Source organism: Pseudomonas sp. FP603 (genome assembly GCF_030687415.1).
GTDB lineage: Bacteria > Pseudomonadota > Gammaproteobacteria > Pseudomonadales > Pseudomonadaceae > Aquipseudomonas > Aquipseudomonas wuhanensis.
In genome coordinates this window covers 1,436,565-1,454,383 of the sequence record NZ_CP117431.1, presented here as the reverse complement: position 1 = coordinate 1,454,383, position 17,819 = coordinate 1,436,565, and the positions used below count along the sequence as shown (strand labels likewise).

Genomic DNA, 17,819 nt, shown 5'->3' with positions numbered 1-17,819 from the left:
GTGATGCTGATGGCCTCATCGCGAGCAAGCCACGCTCCCACAGGTTCAGTGCAAGACCTGTGGGAGCGGGCTTGCCCGCGATGGCCGCGACGCGGTCTCAAATCAAACCCTGCGCCACATCAACCAAACGATAATTCCTCTTATTCAAACTCCCCTGCCCTGTTAGACTTTGCGCCCTTGTTTTGCTCGTCTTGCAGGATGTCCGATGCCCTCGCTGCCTCTTCGCTTGTCCGCACTGTTGCTGGCCCTGGGCCTGAGTGCCTGCGATGACGCCCCGCGTTTTACCCAGGCCGAGCCCGGTGAAGCCCGGTCCGGCGGCAGCGCAACGGTGCGCAAGACCGATCAGAACGCATTCTCCCTGCCGTCCGCCAATCTGCCGCCGTCACGGCGCGTCGATTTCAGCGTCGGCAACAGTTTTTTTCGCAGCCCCTGGGTGATCGCGCCGTCGACCACCACCGCCCGCGATGGCCTTGGCCCGTTGTTCAATACCAACGCCTGCCAGAACTGCCACATCAAGGACGGGCGCGGTCACCCTCCCGCGCCCGATGCACCGAACGCGGTGTCGATGCTGGTGCGCCTGTCGATTCCTGACGCGCCGGCCTACGCCAAGGTCATCGAGCAACTGGGCGTGGTGCCGGAGCCGGTCTACGGCGGCCAGTTGCAGGACATGTCGGTGCCCGGCGTCGTCCCGGAAGGCAAAGTACGCGTCGATTACACAGCGGTCCCGGTGCGTTTCAAAGACGGCAGCGAAATCGAGTTACGTAAGCCGACCCTGCAGATCACTCAACTCGGCTACGGCCCGATGCACCCCGACACGCGTTTCTCGGCGCGCATCGCACCGCCGATGATTGGCCTGGGCTTGCTTGAAGCGATCCCCGACGAGGCCATCCTGGCCAACGCCGAGGCTCAGGCGCGAGAGAAAAATGGCATCGCCGGACGACCGAACCGGGTCTGGGATGACGCGCAGCAGAAGACTGTTCTCGGACGATTTGGCTGGAAAGCCGGGCAACCGAACCTCAATCAACAAAATGTTCACGCGTTCTCGGGTGATATGGGCCTCACCACCAGCCTGAAGCCCATTGATGACTGCACCGACGCACAAACCGCTTGCAAGCAGGCGCCCAACGGCAATGGCCCGGATGGCGAGCCGGAAGTCAGCGACAACATTCTGCGTCTGGTGCTGTTCTACAGCCGTAACCTCGCGGTGCCGGCCCGTCGCGATGTCGGCGCGCCGCAAGTGCTGGCCGGCAAGAATCTGTTTTTCCAGGCCGGATGCCAGTCCTGCCACACCCCGAAATACACCACCGCCGCCAATGCCGCGGAACCTGAACTGGCTAATCAAGTGATTCGCCCTTACAGCGATCTGCTGCTGCATGACATGGGCGACGGCCTGGCCGACAACCGCAGCGAATTCCAGGCCAGTGGCCGCGACTGGCGCACGCCGCCGTTGTGGGGCATCGGCCTGACGCAGGCGGTCAGCGGCCACACCCAATTTTTGCATGACGGCCGCGCCCGTAACCTGCTCGAAGCCGTGCTCTGGCATGGCGGCGAGGCAAAGGCGGCGCAGCAACAGGTTTTGTCTTTCAATGCCGAGCAGCGCGCGGCGTTACTGGCGTTCTTGAATTCCCTTTAATACGTTTTCCTTCAGCGGGAGCCCGACATGTTCCGTCCCAAATTGTTGTTCACCAGCCTTGCCGCCCTCGCCCTGGGCGCCTGTTCGCCCCAGGATCCGCAAGCGGTCACGTCGGCGGCCATCGCCAAGCAAGTCATCCTGCCGACCTATAGCCGCTGGGTCGAAGCCGACCGTCAATTGGCGGTCAGCGCCCTGGCGTTCTGCCAAGGCAAGGAAACCCTGGACACCGCCCGCGCCGACTTCCTGCACGCGCAGAAAGCCTGGGCCGAGTTGCAACCGCTGCTGATCGGGCCGTTGGCCGAGGGCAACCGTTCCTGGCAAGTGCAGTTCTGGCCGGACAAGAAAAACCTCGTGGGCCGTCAGGTCGAGCAACTGGTCACCGCGCAACCGCAGATCGATGCCGCCGCCCTGACCAAGTCCAGCGTCGTGGTGCAAGGCCTCTCGGCCTATGAATACATCCTGTTCGACAGCAAGATCGACATGGCCGACAGCGCTCAGAAAGCCAAATATTGCCCACTGCTGACCGCCATTGGCGAACGTCAGAAACAACTGGCCGAAGAGATCCTGTCGCGCTGGAACACCACCGACGGCATGCTCGCGCAGCTGAGCAAATTCCCGAACCAGCGCTACGCAGACTCCCACGAAGCGATTGCCGATCTGCTGCGTGTGCAAGTGACCGCACTGGACACCCTGAAGAAAAAACTCGGCACGCCGATGGGCCGTCAGAGCAAGGGCACGCCACAGCCATTCCAGGCCGATGCCTGGCGCAGCCAATCGTCGCTCAAAGGCCTGGAAGCCAGCCTGAGCGCGGCGCAAACCGTGTGGGTCGGTGTGGACAACAAAGGCCTGCGCGGTCTGTTGTCGAGCGAGCAGAAACCTTTGGCCGACAAGATCGACGCGGCCTACGCAGCGTCCCTGAAACTGCTTGCCGATAACCAGCGCCCGCTGACCGACATGCTCACCGACGACGCTGGTCGCCAGCAGCTCAACGCCATCTATGACAGCCTCAACGTCGTCCACCGCCTGCACGAAGGCGAACTGGCCAAGGCGCTGGGTATCCAACTGGGCTTCAACGCCAACGACGGTGACTGATGAGGGCAAGTGCCATGCTGCGACGCCAGGCTCTGACGTTAGGGAGTTTGCTGCTGGGTGCGGTGACACTGGGCGGCTGGACGCTGTTCAAGCACAAGGACAAAAGCCCGCTGCTGCTCTCGGCGCGAGACGATGCTGACGGCAAGCACTATGCCGTCGGTTATCGGCTGGACGGCACCCGGGTGTTTGCCACCCAGGTCGGCCAGCGCTGCCACGACATCATCAACCACCCGACACTGCCGATGGCGCTGTTCGTCGCCCGGCGGCCGGGCACCGAGAGCTACCTGATCGACCTGCGCGACGGCACGCTGCTGCAAACCGTGGTCTCGCGGCCGAACCGGCATTTCTACGGCCATGCGGTGATTCACCAGAGCGGCGACTGGTTGTACGCCACCGAGAACGACACCTGCGATCCGGGCCGTGGTCTGCTCGGTGTGTATAAGTTCGAAGGTGAGCGACTGGTGCACAGCGGCGAGCTTTCCACCCACGGTGTCGGCCCGCATCAAGTGTCGTGGATGCCCGATGGCGAGACGCTGATCGTGGCCAACGGCGGCATTCGCACCGAGGCCGAAAGCCGGGTCGAGATGAACCTCAACGCGATGGAACCGAGCCTGGTGTTGATGCAGCGCGATGGCACTTTGTTGAGCAAGGAAACACTGGCCCAGCAGATGAACAGCGTGCGGCATTTGGGCGTTGCCAGCGATGGCACCATCGTTGCCGGCCAGCAGTTCATGGGCGCTGCCCACGAGTCATCGGAGCTGCTGGCGATCAAGCGTCCCGGCCAACCGTTCGTGGCGTTCCCGGTACCCGAGCATCAGTTACAGGCCATGGGGCATTACACCGCCAGCGTCGCCGTACACAGCGAACTGCGTCTGGTCGCCCTGACCGCGCCGCGGGGCAACCGCTTTTTTATCTGGGACCTGGACAACGGTGAAGTACGCCTCGATGCGCCTCTTCCCGACTGCGCCGGCGTCGGGGCCGTGGCCGATGGTTTTGTCGTGACCTCCGGTCAGGGTCGATGCCGGTACTACGATTGCCGCCAGACAACCCTCGTTGCAAAACCTCTGGAGTTGCCTGCCGGGCTCTGGGACAACCATCTTCATCTGATCTGAGGCCACCTTCCCAGTGGTGGGGTTACCTTGTGGCGAGGGAGCTTGCTCCCGCTGGGCTGCGCAGCGGCCCTAAAAAATGGGACTGCTACGCAGTCCAGCGGGAGCAAGCTCCCTCGCCACAGCTTTTGTGTTCGCCGCATTGCATACTCGTCTGTAAAAAGTGGCAGTTGGATTCACTGTCACACTCGGAGTAATGTTCCCGCCTGTCTCACCTGATTTTCTCCAAGGAACCGGAAATATGCTGCGTCGCCGCATGCTGATCATGCTGGGTGTTGTTCTGCTAATCGTGCTGGTCCTGGCCGGTTACAAAGCCTTCTCTATCTACACGATGATGCAGGGCTTCTCCGCGCCGAAACCGCCGATCAGTGTCGCCGTGGCCACCGCCACCGAACGTCCGTGGCAAAGCCGTTTGCCAACGGTCGGCACCCTCACGGCGCTGCAAGGGGTCGACCTGAGTCTGGAAGTCGACGGTACCGTCAAGGAAGTGCAGTTCGAGTCAGGGCAGAAGGTCAAGGCCGGTCAGCCGCTGCTGCAACTCGACAGCGCTGTGGAAACCGCCCTGCTGGCAACCGCCCAGGCCGACCTGGGACTGGCGCAACTGGATTACGGTCGCGGCAGCCAACTGGTGGGCAGCCAGGCTATTTCCAAAGGCGAGTTCGACCGACTCTCGGCGGTGTTGCAAAAGAGCCGGGCCACGGTCAATCAACTCAAGGCGGCACTGGAAAGAAAACGCATCCTCGCGCCGTTCAGCGGGACCATCGGCATTCGTCGGGTAGATGTCGGTGACTACGTGGCCAGCGGCACGATGATCGCCACCCTGCAAGACCTCAGCAGCCTCTACGTCGACTTCTTTGTGCCCGAGCAGGACGTGCCGAAGATCACCCTCGGCCAATCGGTACAAGTCATTGTCTCGGCCTATCCGACAGAGACGTTCCCCGGCACCGTCAGCGCGATCAACCCGAAGGTCGAGAGCAGCACCCGCAACGTGCTGGTGCGCGCAACCCTGGCCAACCCCGACGGCAAGTTGCTGCCGGGGATGTTCGCCAGCCTGCAGGTGCTGTTGCCCAACCCGCAGCCGCACATCGTTGTGCCGGAAAGCGCGATCGCCTACACCCTTTATGGCAACTCGCTGTACGTCGTCACACAGAAAAAGGCCGAAGACGGCAGCCTCGAAAAAGACGACAAGGGCGAGCCGGTTCTGATCGCCGAACGCCGCTTCGTCGAAACCGGCGAGCGCCGCGACGGGATGGTCATGATCACCAAAGGCGTGCAGAACGGCGAAAAAGTGGTCACGGGGGGCCAGATCAAACTGGACCACGGCGCACACATTGCCATCAGCGACGACAAGACCCTAGCCGAGAAGAGCAGTCAGCCGCGCGCTGACTGATCAAGGAATCCCCATGGCTTTTACCGACCCGTTCATCCGCCGCCCGGTGCTCGCCACCGTGGTCAGCCTGTTGATTGTGCTGCTGGGCTTCCAGGCCTGGAGCAAGTTGCCGCTGCGCCAATACCCGCAAATGGAAAACGCCCTGATCACGGTGACCACCGCTTACCCCGGGGCCAACGCCGAAACCATCCAGGGTTACATCACCCAACCGATGCAGCAGAGCCTGGCCAGTGCCGAGGGCATCGACTACATGACGTCGGTCAGTCGCCAGAATTTCTCGGTGATCTCGATCTACGCGCGCATCGGCTCCAATAGCGACCGCTTGTTCACCGAGCTGCTGGCCAAGGCCAACGAGGTCAAGAACCAGCTGCCCCAGGACGCCGAAGACCCGGTGCTGAGCAAGGAAGCCGCCGACGCCTCGGCGCTGATGTACATCAGCTTCTTCAGCAAGGAGCTGAGCAATCCGCAGATCACCGATTACCTGTCACGGGTCATCCAGCCAAAACTGGCGACCCTGCCGGGCATGGCCGAAGCCGAGATTCTTGGTAACCAGGTGTTCGCCATGCGCCTGTGGCTGGACCCGGTGAAACTCGCCGGTTTCGGCCTGAGCGCCAGCGACGTGACCAACGCTGTGCGCCAGTACAACTTCCTCTCCGCCGCCGGCGAAGTGAAAGGCGAGTATGTGGTCACCAGCATCAACGCCAACACCGAACTCAAATCCGCCGAGGCCTTTGCCGCGATCCCGCTCAAGGTAGAGGGCGACAGTCGCGTACTGCTGCGGGACGTGGCGCGGGTCGAGATGGGCGCGGAGAACTACAACTCCGTCAGTTCCTTCGGCGGCACGCCCTCGGTGTACATCGGCATCAAGGCCACCCCAGGCGCCAACCCGCTGGACGTGATCAAGGAAGTGCGCAAGATCATGCCGGAGCTGGAAGCGCAACTGCCACCGAATCTCAAAGGTGAAATCGCCTACGACGCCACGCTGTTCATCCAGGCCTCAATCGATGAAGTGGTGAAAACCCTGTTCGAAGCGGTGCTGATCGTGATCGTGGTGGTGTTCCTGTTCCTCGGCGCCCTGCGTTCGGTGGTGATCCCGGTGGTCACCATTCCGCTGTCGATGATCGGCGTGATGTTCTTCATGCAGATGATGGGCTACTCGATCAACCTGCTGACCTTGCTGGCGATGGTATTGGCCATCGGGCTGGTGGTGGATGACGCCATCGTGGTGGTGGAAAACATCCACCGACACATCGAAGAAGGCAAGACGCCGCTGGACGCCGCGATTGAAGGTGCCCGGGAAATCGCCATGCCGGTGGTGTCGATGACCATTACCCTGGCGGCGGTCTATGCGCCGATCGGCTTCCTGACCGGCCTGACGGGGGCGCTGTTCAAGGAGTTCGCCCTGACCCTGGCCGGGGCGGTGGTGATCTCCGGAATCGTCGCCCTGACACTGTCGCCAATGATGTGCGCCCTGCTGCTGCGCCACGATGAAAACCCCAGCGGCCTGGCCCATCGTCTGGACGTGATCTTCGAAGGCCTCAAGCGTCGCTACCAGAGTGTGCTTCACGGCACCCTCAACACCCGGCCAGTGGTGCTGGTGTTCGCGGTGATCGTGCTGTGCCTGATTCCGGTGCTGCTCAAATTCACCAAGTCGGAACTGGCGCCAGACGAGGACCAGGGCGTCATCTTCATGATGGCCAGCGCCCCGCAGACGGCCAACCTCGACTACCTGAATACTTATACCGACGAGTTCCTCACGATTTTCAAGGAGTTTCCCGAGTACTACTCCTCGTTCCAGATCAACGGCTTCAACGGTGTGCAATCGGGTATCGGCGGCTTCCTGCTCAAACCCTGGAACGAACGCGACCGGACCCAAATGCAGATCCTGCCCGAGGTCCAGAGCAAACTGGAAAGCATCCCCGGGTTGCAAATCTTCGGTTTCAACCTGCCGTCCCTGCCGGGCACCGGCGAAGGCCTGCCGTTTCAATTCGTGATCAACTCGGCCAACGCCTACGAGTCGTTGCTGGAGGTGACGGACCGGGTGAAAAAAAGAGCGATGGAATCCGGCAAGTTTGCTTTCGTCGACGTCGACCTGGCCTTCGACAAGCCCGAAGTCGTGGTGGATATCGATCGCGCCAAGGCGGCGCAGATGGGTGTGTCGATGCAGGACCTGGGCGGCACCCTCGCAACGTTGCTGGGTGAAGCGGAGATCAACCGTTTCACCATCGAAGGCCGCAGCTACAAAGTCATTGCGCAGGTGGAACGGCCCTTCCGGGATAACCCCGACTGGCTGAACCATTATTACGTCAAGAACACCAAGGGCGAACTGCTGCCCTTGTCGACCCTGATCACTGTAAGCGACCGCGCGCGACCGCGTCAGTTGAACCAGTTCCAGCAACTCAATTCGGCGATTCTTTCCGGGGTCCCGCTGGTCAGCATGGGTGAAGCCATCGACACCGTGCGCCAGATCGCCCGGGAAGAAGCGCCAGCGGGTTACGCCGTCGATTATGCCGGCGCGTCGCGGCAATACGTTCAGGAGGGCAGCGCGCTGTGGGTCACCTTCGCCCTGGCCGTGGCGATCATCTTCCTGGTGCTGGCGGCCCAGTTCGAAAGCTTCCGCGATCCACTGGTGATTCTGGTGACCGTGCCGCTGTCGATCTGTGGCGCGTTGATCCCGTTGTTCCTTGGCTGGTCGAGCATGAACATCTATACCCAAGTGGGATTGGTGACGTTGATCGGGCTGATCACCAAGCACGGGATCCTGATCGTCGAATTCGCCAACCAGTTACGCAAGGAGAAAGGCCTGACGCCTCGCGAAGCGGTGGAGGAAGCGGCGGCCATTCGCCTGCGTCCGGTACTGATGACCACGGCGGCGATGGTGTTCGGCATGGTGCCGTTGATCATCGCCACGGGCGCGGGGGCGGTCAGCCGGTTCGACATTGGCACGGTGATCGCGACGGGGATGTCGATCGGAACGCTGTTCACCTTGTTCGTGTTGCCGTGCATCTACACGTTGCTGGCCAAGCCTGATAAACCTGAAAAATACCCATGAACCGGTCGAGCGCAAGGCTGAATGATCGTTCCCACGCTCTGCGTGGGAATGCGGCCCGGGACGCTCCGCGTCCCATCAAAAGCCGAACGCGGAGCGTCCGTAGAGGCATTCCCACGCAGAGCGTGGGAACGATCGGCAAATGAAAGGCCTCGCATTTGCGAGGCCTTTCATTTGGGCTTCAATCTATTCAACTTTGTGGCCTCAGTCCCTGAGAAAGTCCGAACATGAACAGTAACAAGTCATGATCGGGTTGAGTGGCCACGGGTGCTTTGGCAACCCGGGGCAACGGACAATGCGCGTCACCGTGCACGGAGCTGAGGACTTGAGTGCGGGGCTGCTCCCACGCTGCCACCGCCAATGAAGCAACTGCCAAGGCTCCGGCTAAAAACAAACCTCGTGCAATTTCGAGTTTCATTGTTATAAGCCTTTGATAGCGCTGCCAAACGCCGTCTCATAAAAATAGACGAGTTTTTTCCAGTCTGTATCGCTGAACGACGAGTGGCGACGCAGTTGTTTCAGGTCATGGGTCGCCGCTTGACGGGCGGTCATACGCTTCCGACATTTCTCCAGATCGATCAAGGCAATTTCGACCTTGGCTGACTCGCCTTCACCGGTGACCCGCACGAATACATGCTTGATGTAGATGCAGCTGTGCTGCCAACGGCCCTTGTGCATGCGGGCCAGGTTGTCGGCCAGATCCTTCAACACGCGGTCATGCACCCCCTCACCATAACGCTCGCGACCACCACCGGCATACCAGTGTTTGATTTCCTCAAAGCCATCCAGGGATTTGGTAACCAGCAATGCGCGCCATTCATTATTCTCTGCATCGCGCTGTGCCCCGCAGAAAACGATTTCCGGAACACGAACGTCGAGCAGGCGCAAACCAATGAGCGCATCACGCTCGCGCAACACCGTCGGCCGACCGAACGGGTGTAACCCGCTGCGATAGATATGCCCGGTTTGACGCTTGGTGTAGAGCAGCTGTCCATCACGGCCCCTGACGCGCTGCACGCCACTTTCTCCACCGCGCCGGACGTTGGGTTCTTCTACCCATTCACCGCGCAGGTTCCAGAAGTAGTCGAAGCGGTCCTGAGAAGCAACTTCCGTTTGAGCTGCATACGGCACTGCCATCCTGTTACCTCTTGCGTAATACGTAGACCCGCCACATCGCGTAGAACGGCAAAAAATCCAGTTGTTCCTGAATCCGAAAACCCGCCTGCTCGAATTCTTTTTCAACCGTGGCAGCCGGTAACACAAATCGATTCTGGTAACCCTCCTGCACACGCCTTTTCTCGGCACGCTTGCGTTTCCAGGCCTTGAAATTGCCGTCTACCCACAACGAAACAATCACGCTGTCACGGGTGACGCGCTCGAATTCACGCAGAATGGCCAGTCGATGCTCGGCTTCACCGATGTGATGGAGCAAGCGCATGCAGAAGATGCTGTCGACGGCGTTATCGGGCAAGGCAATGTCGAATGCAGAAGTATGCAAGGGTTGTACCCGCTTTACCACGTCGGCGGGTTGCGCCTGCATGGCAGTCTTCAACATGGACTCCGAGTTGTCGGCCCCAATGATGACACGGTTGTGTTTCTCCGCCAGCAGCGGCCAGAAACGTCCCGCGCCGCACGGCAAATCGAGGATCAACCCCGGCTCACCGGCCAGGGTCAGCGCTTTTCGCGCCAGTTGTTCGTCACGCCAGTGGGACAGTCGGCGGCTGAGACCTTCCTGATGCTTGCGCAAATATTTCTGGGCGTGTTGATCGTCGTACTTTTCGGAAAAATCGAGTTTGATCGGACGAGCCATCACTGCAGTCTCCTGAACTTCTGATGACCACCACTTTAAGCAGCGTCGTGTCAGTCTCAGGTCGTGCCGATGTGAAAAATTTGTCATGTAAAACCCGGAATTATTTCAGGGTTTTACAGGGCCAAATTCAGGATCTTTTCGTTTTTCCTTCAGATCAGGGACGGAGTCAAATCCACCTGAAAACGGCAACCATTGGGCTCCATGTTGGTCAGGCTGACGCTCCAGCCCTGGTTCTCGCAAATCCGCTGCACCAGCGACAGCCCCAGCCCCAGGCCCTCGCCGCGTTTCTCGTTGCCGCGCACGAAAGGCTCGAACATCGCCTCGCGTTTTTCCTCGGGAATGCCGACACCACTGTCCTCGACCACGAACCCTGTATCCGTCAGGGCGAGGCGGATGTAGCCGTGCTCGGTGTAATGCAGCGCATTGCGCAACAGGTTGCCCATCACCGCATGCAACAGGGTCGCGTTATAACGGGTGTCCGGCGGATTGCCCTGCTCGAAGTTCAGCGTCAGGCCCTTGGCTTCGATCGGATCGCGCCATTGACTGAGCAGCCCGTCGGCTACCTGGCTCAGGGTCTGCTGGGGGGCCATGCTGGCGTCTTCATGTTGAGCGCGAGCCAGCATGAGGAAGGTTTGCACCAGCTCGCGCATCTCGGCGCACGCACGGGCGATTCGCTCGACCTGAGCACGGCCGCGCTGATCGATGCCGGGATTTTCCAGCAACAGCTCACAGGAACTGGCCAACACCATCAACGGTGTGCGCAGCTCGTGGCTGACGTCACTGGTGAACAATCGCTCACGGGTCAACGCCTGACGCAAGCGCCCAAGGGTAGCGTCGAAGGCGACGGCCAGTTCGCCCACTTCATCGGCGGCATAATCCGGCGCCAGTGGCGGCGCCAGGCCCAGCAATTGATCGCGATGACGCACCTGACGAGCCAGTCGCACCACCGGCGCCATGACCTTGCGCGCCAGCACCCAGCCAAGAAATACCGCCAATGCCAGGCTCAGGACGAAACCCACCAGCACCACGGCAAACAGCACCCGTTCCCGCTCTTCGAAATCGCTCTGATCCTGCAACAGCACGTAACGCCGACCGTCGACGATCTCGACCATCGCGTGATACGACAGCTGCTCGCGAAAGACTTCATGAAAGCCCGAGTCCAGGTGCCGCAAATCCTTGGGTAAATCGAAGTCGCCCGGCCCGCCGCTGAAATAGAACAGCTGGTCCGGCTCGGGGCGGTGGCTCCAGTCCGACACGCTGTCCATCAGCAACAGGCGTTGCAAATCGCCGCCCAGACCTGCCGAAATCAGTTTTTCTTCCACCAGGTGCACGGTCGCCACAATGCCCATGGCGAAGGCTCCCGCCACCAGTGCACTCATCAACGCAAAGGCGATGATGATCCGTTGAGCAAGGCTCTGCTTAAACTCCATCACGGCCCTCGGCCAAGCGATAACCGACGCCATGCACCGTGTGCAGCAAGGGCTTGTCGAACGGTTTGTCGATCACCTGACGCAGTTGATGGACGTGGCTGCGCAGGCTGTCGCTGTCTGGACAGTCATCGCCCCACAGGGCCTCTTCGAGAACTTCCCGGCGCAACACGTGCGGGCTTTTCTGCATCAACACAGCCAGCAACTTCAGGCCCACCGGGTTGAGTTTCAGCAGACGGCCTCCGCGCGTTACTTCCAGAGTATCAAGGTCGTAGCTCAGATCACCGACTTGCAAGGCTCGGCGACCGCCACCCTGGGCACGACGCATGACCGCCTCGATCCGCGCGGCCAGTTCGGACAGGGCAAAGGGTTTGATCAGGTAGTCGTCAGCACCGGATTTGAAGCCTTGCAAACGGTCATCCAGTTGGTCGCGGGCGGTGAGCATGATCACTGGCGTGTCACGGCGGGCATCTTCGCGCAGGCGTTTGCACAGGGTGTAGCCGTCGATGCCGGGCAGCATGATGTCGAGCACGATCAAGTCGTAATGCTCGGTGGCCGCCAGGTGCAGGCCCGACAAACCGTCCTGCGCGCAATCCACGGTGTACCCCTTGAGCCCAAGATAATCGGCCAGATTGGCCAGGATATCGCGGTTGTCTTCAACCAATAGAATTCGCATCGGCACCTCCTCCGTACACAGTAACGGCTGTCTTGGCGCGCAGCTTAAGGCCAAGTGTGGCTCAGGGATAGGGTGGCGTGCGGGGGTAAATCCGACAAAAAAAAACAGAAACGGCCTTAACGACTTTTTCACCATCGATTCACAGGCTGGCGACAGCGGCGTGTTCAGACTCCCGCGGTTGCGCTCTTCAGAACATTTCACACACCAAGGAATTGCCATGGCTTCGACCGCTGCCCGCCCCGCTTCCAGGCCACTGAATGCCTGGCTATGCCTGGGAGTGCCCGCCATTGCGGCGATCACCCTGCTGTTGCTCGAACTGACGTCCCTGGACATGGACCTTGCCCAGCGGTTCTATGACCCGGCGGCAGGCGAGTTCATCGGACGGCACAGTTACTTCCTGGAAAACATTCTGCATGACCGGGCCAAGCAAGTGGTCATCGCCTTTTCGGTGTTCGCCATCCTTGGCTTCATCAGCTCCTTTTTCATGGACAGGCTCAAACCGTTCAAGCGTGAACTGGGTTGCCTGGTGTTGTCTCTGGCGCTGGCGACATCGTTTGTCACCCCGGTCAAAGCGGTCACAGCGGTGCAATGCCCGTGGAGCCTGGAGCAATTCGGCGGGCATGAAACCTACAGCGAACTGCTCAGCCCTCGCCCGCACACCGCTAAGCCGGGCCGCTGCTGGCCCGGTGGTCATGCGGCGACTGGCTTCACGTTGTTTGCGCTGTTCTTCGTGTTGCGCGACCGCCGTCCGCGCCTGGCACGCAAGGCGTTCGTCCTGGCCTTCACGTTGGGCTCGGTGTTTTCCATCAGCCGGATGATGCAGGGCGCGCACTTTTTCTCACACAACGTGTGGACGGCGATTTTCTGCTGGCTGATTTGTTTGGGGGTGTATTACTACATTCTTTATCAACCGGCCTCCAAGGCTGAGGGAGTAGCCAACGCGGAACCTGTCAGCGTCTGAACTGACGCCTTCGCGGGCAAGCCTCGCTCCTTGGGTTGATGCCGATCCTGTGGGAGCGTGGCTTGCCCGCGATGGCCGCGACTCGGTCTCCTGGCAGACCAAATTGAAGGCAATAAAAAACCCCGCCTGCTCAACGCAGGCGGGGTTTTTATGTACGGGGTAAGGCTGGCTTACATCATGCCGCCCATGCCGCCCATACCGCCCATGTCTGGCATGCCGCCGCCAGCTGGAGCGTCTTCCTTGATCTCGGCGATCATGGCTTCGGTGGTGATCATCAGGCTGGCAATCGACGAAGCCGCTTGCAGAGCCGAACGAGTCACTTTGGCCGGGTCCAGGATACCCATTTCGATCATGTCGCCGTATTCGCCGGTCGCAGCGTTGTAACCGTAGTTACCCGAACCCTGCTTGACCTTGTCGACAACTACGCTTGGCTCGTCGCCGGAGTTGGCAACGATCTGGCGCAGTGGCGCTTCTACAGCGCGACGCAGCAACTGGATGCCAACGTTCTGGTCATCGTTGTCGCCTTTCAGCTCGGAGATAGCCTGCAGAGCGCGAACCAGTGCCACGCCGCCGCCAGGTACCACGCCTTCTTCAACGGCTGCACGGGTAGCGTGCAGGGCGTCTTCAACGCGGGCTTTCTTCTCTTTCATTTCAACTTCGGAACCAGCGCCAACCTTGATCACTGCAACGCCGCCGGACAGCTTGGCCAGACGCTCTTGCAGTTTTTCACGGTCGTAGTCGGACGAAGTATCAGCCACTTGCTGACGGATCTGCAGAACGCGAGCCTGGATGTCAGCCTCAACGCCGGCACCGTCGATCACGGTGGTGTTTTCTTTGGACAGGATCACGCGCTTGGCATTACCCAGGTGTTCCAGGGTAGTGCTTTCCAGGCTCAGACCGATCTCTTCGGAGATAACGGTACCGCCAGTCAGAACAGCGATGTCCTGCAGCATGGCCTTGCGACGGTCGCCGAAGCCTGGAGCCTTGACGGCTGCGACTTTAACGATGCCACGCATGTTGTTCACAACCAGAGTCGCCAGGGCTTCGCCTTCAACGTCTTCGGCAACGATCAGCAGTGGGCGGCCGGCTTTGGCAACGGCTTCCAGTACTGGCAGCATTTCGCGGATGTTGGAGATTTTTTTGTCGACCAGCAGGATCAGCGGACCGTCCAGCTCAGCAGTCATGGTCTCTGGCTTGTTGACGAAGTACGGGGACAGGTAGCCACGGTCGAACTGCATGCCTTCAACAACCGACAGTTCGTTTTCCAGGCCCGAGCCTTCTTCAACGGTGATCACGCCTTCTTTACCGACTTTTTCCATGGCTTCGGCAATGATGTCGCCGATGGAGTTGTCGGAGTTGGCCGAGATGGTACCGACCTGAGCGATGGCCTTGGTGTCAGCGCAAGGCTTGGACAGGGCTTTCAGCTCTTTGACGATAGCGATGGTCGCTTTGTCGATACCGCGCTTCAGGTCCATCGGGTTCATGCCGGCAGCGACGGCTTTCAGGCCTTCGTTGACGATCGACTGAGCCAGGACGGTAGCGGTGGTGGTGCCGTCGCCTGCGTCATCGTTGGCACGGGAGGCAACGTCTTTGACCAGCTGCGCGCCCATGTTTTCGAAGCGATCTTTCAGCTCGATTTCTTTGGCGACGGAAACGCCGTCCTTGGTGATGGTCGGAGCGCCGAAGCTCTTCTCGATGATCACGTTACGGCCTTTAGGGCCCAGGGTCGCTTTTACTGCGTCAGCCAGGACGTTGACACCGGCGAGCATTTTCTTACGGGCGGAATCGCCGAATTTAACTTCTTTAGCAGCCATGATCGATATTCCTTAAATACTTTGTAGTAACGGGAAAATGAGCGGGGAATCAGCCTTCGATGACAGCGAGGATTTCGCTCTCGCCGATGACCAGCAGGTCTTCGCCGTCAACTTTCACAGTGTTGCTGCCGGAGTAAGGGCCGAACACAACCTTGTCACCCACTTTCACGGCCAGCGCACGCACTTCACCGTTGTCCAGTGCTTTACCTGGGCCTACAGCGAGGACTTCACCCTGGTTTGGCTTTTCAGCAGCCGAACCTGGCAGGACGATACCGCCAGCGGTTTTCTTTTCTTCTTCGCTGCGACGGACGACGACGCGGTCATGCAGAGGACGAAGCTTCATTGTCGATCTCTCCTAATTGTGGTTTTCATCGGCCGGTGTAATCCCGGCGGGTTTAACAAATCCGGCGGCGCCGGGTGCGGTTCGTCAAGCGAACCGCGGAAGTCTGTCTGGCGCAATTGCCAGAAACCTTGCGGTGACCGTTACATAAGGGCGCACAAGCTTATTTCAAGGGCGGGGAGCGAAATTTTTTTACGTCGAGGCCCTGAAAACCAACACGGCACCCGAAGGTGCCGTGTCGATGGAAGTGTTACTTGGAATCGCGGTGTTCGAACTCGCCCTCGATCACGTTGGGCTCGCGACCCAACGGCTGCCGCGGAGCAGGACCGCCCCGTGGCTGAAGGTCATCGGCGAACGCACGCTGACGCATCGCTTGTTCCTCGGCGCGCAGACGCATTTTGTTGGCCAGCAGACGACGAGAGATCGGCAGCAACATGATCAGACCCAGCACGTCGGTGACGAAGCCCGGCAGGATCAACAGACCGCCAGCCAAGGCCAGCATCAGGCCTTCGAGCATGGTCTGGGCCGGCAGCTCGCCGCGGTTCAGACTTTCACGGGCGCGCAGCGCAGTAGCCAGACCGGCGATACGCAGCACGAACACGCCGAGCATCGAGCCGAGAATGATCAGCAGCAGGGCCGGGAAAAACCCGATCGCCCCGCTAACCTTGACGAATACGAACAGCTCCAACACCGGGAACAGTACAAAGAGCAGTAAAAAAGGGCGCATCAAATGGTTCCTCAACGCAAGAATACCTTGCCAGTTTTCCTTAGATGACGTCGCCGTTTCGTGAATTCAAGCGTCGGCCACTTCATTTTTCGGCCAATGCTCGGCGTGAGCCAGGAAAACCAAGGCTTCCCGGACTTGTGTCGGCGTATTACAGGGCGTTTGAAACGGCAGCCAGTAGAGCCCCTGACCGATGCGCAAGTGCATGCCTTCGCTGTCGATGCCGGCCAATTGCGCCGGAGCGGTTTTCGGCAGACCCGCCAGCTCGACGTAGTGGGCGATGGCTTTGGCGTGATCGGCATTCATGTGCTCGACCATGCTCACTTCGGCCTTGCCGGCGAAAGGGTTGGCGAGGGTCAACTGATCGATCCAGTGGATCGCACCGAAGCCGCCGATGTAGCGGTGCCGTATCGGTTTGAGCACCCAGAAATCGAAATCGTGGGCTTTGTGATAATTCTGCGAGTCCGGGAAATAGCGATAGTAACGCTCGGCCGCCGCTTCAATGGCTTCGGCAGCCTCGAGCTTTTGCGCCTCTGCCAGGTAAGTCAGGCGACCAACGGCTTGTACGTCTTCTGCCCCACGCTCCCCCACCAGCAGCGAACATTTCGGATCTTTTTGCAGATTGTGCGTGTGCTGAGCGATGCGACTGATAAGGATCAGCGGTTGCCCCTGTTCATCCAGGCAGTAAGGAACCACGGAGCCAAACGGGAAACCGGGCATCGCTTTGGAGTGCGTCGAGAGCACTCCACGGTATTCCTTGAGAAGCAATTCTCGGGCGCTCTTAGCAACTTTAATGCTCAATTTATGACTCCTTATGTAGAATCCGTCGAAAACGGACGGACAACTGGGCTAAAGTTCCCAGGACGCCATCAGGCAGTTCTCATGTACGGCGGGCCCGCGCAAGAGAGGCCGACAAGAAATCCACTCTGACCAGCTAACGGGGCATGCGAATGCAACTCACTGACAAAGTAATCATTATCACCGGCGGTTGCCAGGGTTTAGGCCGGTCCATGGCCGAGTATCTTGCAGGTCGTGGCGCGAAGCTGGCCCTGGTGGACCTGAACCAGGAAAAACTCGACGCCGCCGTCGCGGCTTGCAAGGCCAAGGGCGTCGAGGCCCGTGCCTACCTGTGCAACGTCGCCGATGAAGAGCAAGTGACCCACATGGCCGCCCAAGTGGCCGACGATTTCGGCGCGATCCATGGCCTGATCAACAACGCCGGCATTCTGCGCGACGGCCTGCTGTTGAAGGTCAAGGATGGCGAAATGACCAAGATGAGCCTGGCCCAATGGCAGGCGGTGATCGACGTCAACCTCACCGGCGTGTTCCTGTGCACCCGTGAAGTCGCGGCGAAAATGATCGAGCTGAACAACAGCGGCGCGATCATCAATATCTCGTCGATCTCGCGCGCCGGCAACATCGGCCAGACCAACTACTCCGCGGCCAAAGCCGGTGTCGCCGCGGCGACCGTGACCTGGGCCAAGGAACTGGCACGTTACGGCATTCGGGTGGCGGGCATTGCGCCGGGCTTCATCGAAACCGAGATGACCCTGAGCATGAAGCCCGAAGCGCTGGAGAAAATGACGTCCGGGATTCCGCTCAAGCGCATGGGCAAACCTGAGGAGATCGCTCAGTCGGCAGCGTACATCTTCGAGAACGACTACTACACCGGTCGGATTCTGGAACTGGATGGCGGGTTGCGGATTTAAGGTTGACGTAAACCCAATGTGGGCTTGCTCGCGAATGCGGTGTGTCATTCAACAGATAAGTTGACTGATCTACCGCTTTCGCGAG

Annotated in this window: 16 protein-coding genes; 7 read left to right on the top strand and 9 right to left on the bottom strand. The window is 60.0% G+C overall.

Annotated elements, in window-relative coordinates; translation table 11 throughout:
• Positions 1-205 precede the first annotated feature (205 nt).
• The 5 genes from PSH65_RS06705 (at position 206) to PSH65_RS06685 (ending at position 8,276) form a co-directional block, all read left to right on the top strand.
• On the top strand, positions 206-1,633 hold the full coding sequence (locus PSH65_RS06705) for a di-heme oxidoredictase family protein (RefSeq protein WP_305425460.1): 1,428 nt from the start codon (positions 206-208) through the stop codon (positions 1,631-1,633).
• 27 nt (positions 1,634-1,660) lie between these two features.
• Positions 1,661-2,725 carry an imelysin family protein gene (locus PSH65_RS06700; protein ID WP_305425459.1) on the top strand — a complete coding sequence of 355 codons (1,065 nt, stop codon included), beginning with the start codon at positions 1,661-1,663 and terminating at the stop codon, positions 2,723-2,725.
• A gap of 14 nt (positions 2,726-2,739) precedes the next feature.
• Complete coding sequence (locus PSH65_RS06695) at positions 2,740-3,837, top strand: DUF1513 domain-containing protein (RefSeq protein WP_305425458.1); 1,098 nt, start codon at positions 2,740-2,742, stop codon at positions 3,835-3,837.
• Between the two features lie 238 nt (positions 3,838-4,075).
• On the top strand, positions 4,076-5,224 hold the full coding sequence (locus tag PSH65_RS06690; protein ID WP_305425457.1) for an efflux RND transporter periplasmic adaptor subunit: 1,149 nt from the start codon (positions 4,076-4,078) through the stop codon (positions 5,222-5,224).
• Between the two features lie 13 nt (positions 5,225-5,237).
• The gene (locus tag PSH65_RS06685; RefSeq protein WP_305425456.1) at positions 5,238-8,276 is read left to right on the top strand and encodes a multidrug efflux RND transporter permease subunit; all 3,039 of its coding nucleotides are present in this window, start codon (positions 5,238-5,240) and stop codon (positions 8,274-8,276) included.
• Between the two features lie 187 nt (positions 8,277-8,463).
• On the opposite strand, the gene PSH65_RS06680 is transcribed toward PSH65_RS06685, so the two are convergent.
• From PSH65_RS06680 to colR, 5 genes are all read right to left on the bottom strand, one after another.
• Positions 8,464-8,691, bottom strand: a complete 228-nt coding sequence (locus PSH65_RS06680) for a hypothetical protein (protein WP_026331876.1) — start codon at positions 8,689-8,691, stop codon at positions 8,464-8,466.
• Between the two features lie 2 nt (positions 8,692-8,693).
• A complete protein-coding gene (locus PSH65_RS06675) occupies positions 8,694-9,410 on the bottom strand; it encodes a lipopolysaccharide kinase InaA family protein (protein ID WP_305425455.1) in 717 nt (238 codons plus the stop codon).
• A gap of 4 nt (positions 9,411-9,414) precedes the next feature.
• Complete coding sequence (locus tag PSH65_RS06670) at positions 9,415-10,083, bottom strand: class I SAM-dependent methyltransferase (RefSeq protein WP_305425454.1); 669 nt, start codon at positions 10,081-10,083, stop codon at positions 9,415-9,417.
• Between the two features lie 149 nt (positions 10,084-10,232).
• The gene (locus tag PSH65_RS06665) at positions 10,233-11,513 is read right to left on the bottom strand and encodes a HAMP domain-containing sensor histidine kinase (RefSeq protein ID WP_305425453.1); all 1,281 of its coding nucleotides are present in this window, start codon (positions 11,511-11,513) and stop codon (positions 10,233-10,235) included.
• Positions 11,503-12,186, bottom strand: coding sequence for a two-component system response regulator ColR (colR, locus tag PSH65_RS06660; protein WP_305425452.1), 684 nt, complete (start codon positions 12,184-12,186; stop codon positions 11,503-11,505). Before colR ends, PSH65_RS06665 begins: the two co-directional genes overlap by 11 nt.
• Positions 12,187-12,403: 217 nt before the next feature.
• Between colR and PSH65_RS06655 the strand changes: the two genes are divergently transcribed.
• Positions 12,404-13,147, top strand: a complete 744-nt coding sequence (locus PSH65_RS06655; protein WP_305425451.1) for a phosphatase PAP2 family protein — start codon at positions 12,404-12,406, stop codon at positions 13,145-13,147.
• Between the two features lie 170 nt (positions 13,148-13,317).
• On the opposite strand, the gene groL is transcribed toward PSH65_RS06655, so the two are convergent.
• From groL to PSH65_RS06635, 4 genes are all read right to left on the bottom strand, one after another.
• Positions 13,318-14,961 (bottom strand): chaperonin GroEL, encoded by a 1,644-nt coding sequence (gene groL, locus PSH65_RS06650; protein ID WP_008032122.1) that lies wholly within the window; start codon positions 14,959-14,961, stop codon positions 13,318-13,320.
• 49 nt (positions 14,962-15,010) lie between these two features.
• Entirely contained in the window at positions 15,011-15,304 is a 294-nt protein-coding gene (locus tag PSH65_RS06645) for a co-chaperone GroES (RefSeq protein WP_007898444.1), read from the bottom strand.
• A gap of 247 nt (positions 15,305-15,551) precedes the next feature.
• Positions 15,552-16,028: an FxsA family protein gene (locus PSH65_RS06640; RefSeq protein ID WP_008069522.1), complete on the bottom strand. Its 477-nt coding sequence runs from the start codon at positions 16,026-16,028 to the stop codon at positions 15,552-15,554.
• Positions 16,029-16,094: 66 nt separating this feature from the next.
• The gene (locus PSH65_RS06635; protein ID WP_305425450.1) at positions 16,095-16,826 is read right to left on the bottom strand and encodes a HugZ family protein; all 732 of its coding nucleotides are present in this window, start codon (positions 16,824-16,826) and stop codon (positions 16,095-16,097) included.
• A 149-nt stretch (positions 16,827-16,975) separates the two neighbouring features.
• Here PSH65_RS06635 and PSH65_RS06630 point away from each other — a divergent pair, with 149 nt between their 5' ends.
• Positions 16,976-17,734 (top strand): SDR family oxidoreductase, encoded by a 759-nt coding sequence (locus PSH65_RS06630; protein ID WP_305425449.1) that lies wholly within the window; start codon positions 16,976-16,978, stop codon positions 17,732-17,734.
• Positions 17,735-17,819 lie beyond the last annotated feature (85 nt).

Coding starts and splice junctions, on each gene's coding strand:
- PSH65_RS06640 (WP_008069522.1), bottom strand. CDS start 16,028: ATGCGCCCTTTTTTACTGCTCTTTGTACTGTTCCCGGTGTTGGAGCTG.
- PSH65_RS06630 (WP_305425449.1), top strand. CDS start 16,976: ATGCAACTCACTGACAAAGTAATCATTATCACCGGCGGTTGCCAGGGT.
- PSH65_RS06705 (WP_305425460.1), top strand. CDS start 206: ATGCCCTCGCTGCCTCTTCGCTTGTCCGCACTGTTGCTGGCCCTGGGC.
- PSH65_RS06665 (WP_305425453.1), bottom strand. CDS start 11,513: ATGGAGTTTAAGCAGAGCCTTGCTCAACGGATCATCATCGCCTTTGCG.
- groL (WP_008032122.1), bottom strand. CDS start 14,961: ATGGCTGCTAAAGAAGTTAAATTCGGCGATTCCGCCCGTAAGAAAATG.
- PSH65_RS06675 (WP_305425455.1), bottom strand. CDS start 9,410: ATGGCAGTGCCGTATGCAGCTCAAACGGAAGTTGCTTCTCAGGACCGC.
- PSH65_RS06690 (WP_305425457.1), top strand. CDS start 4,076: ATGCTGCGTCGCCGCATGCTGATCATGCTGGGTGTTGTTCTGCTAATC.
- PSH65_RS06700 (WP_305425459.1), top strand. CDS start 1,661: ATGTTCCGTCCCAAATTGTTGTTCACCAGCCTTGCCGCCCTCGCCCTG.
- PSH65_RS06655 (WP_305425451.1), top strand. CDS start 12,404: ATGGCTTCGACCGCTGCCCGCCCCGCTTCCAGGCCACTGAATGCCTGG.
- PSH65_RS06685 (WP_305425456.1), top strand. CDS start 5,238: ATGGCTTTTACCGACCCGTTCATCCGCCGCCCGGTGCTCGCCACCGTG.
- colR (WP_305425452.1), bottom strand. CDS start 12,186: ATGCGAATTCTATTGGTTGAAGACAACCGCGATATCCTGGCCAATCTG.
- PSH65_RS06680 (WP_026331876.1), bottom strand. CDS start 8,691: ATGAAACTCGAAATTGCACGAGGTTTGTTTTTAGCCGGAGCCTTGGCA.
- PSH65_RS06645 (WP_007898444.1), bottom strand. CDS start 15,304: ATGAAGCTTCGTCCTCTGCATGACCGCGTCGTCGTCCGTCGCAGCGAA.
- PSH65_RS06695 (WP_305425458.1), top strand. CDS start 2,740: ATGCTGCGACGCCAGGCTCTGACGTTAGGGAGTTTGCTGCTGGGTGCG.
- PSH65_RS06670 (WP_305425454.1), bottom strand. CDS start 10,083: ATGGCTCGTCCGATCAAACTCGATTTTTCCGAAAAGTACGACGATCAA.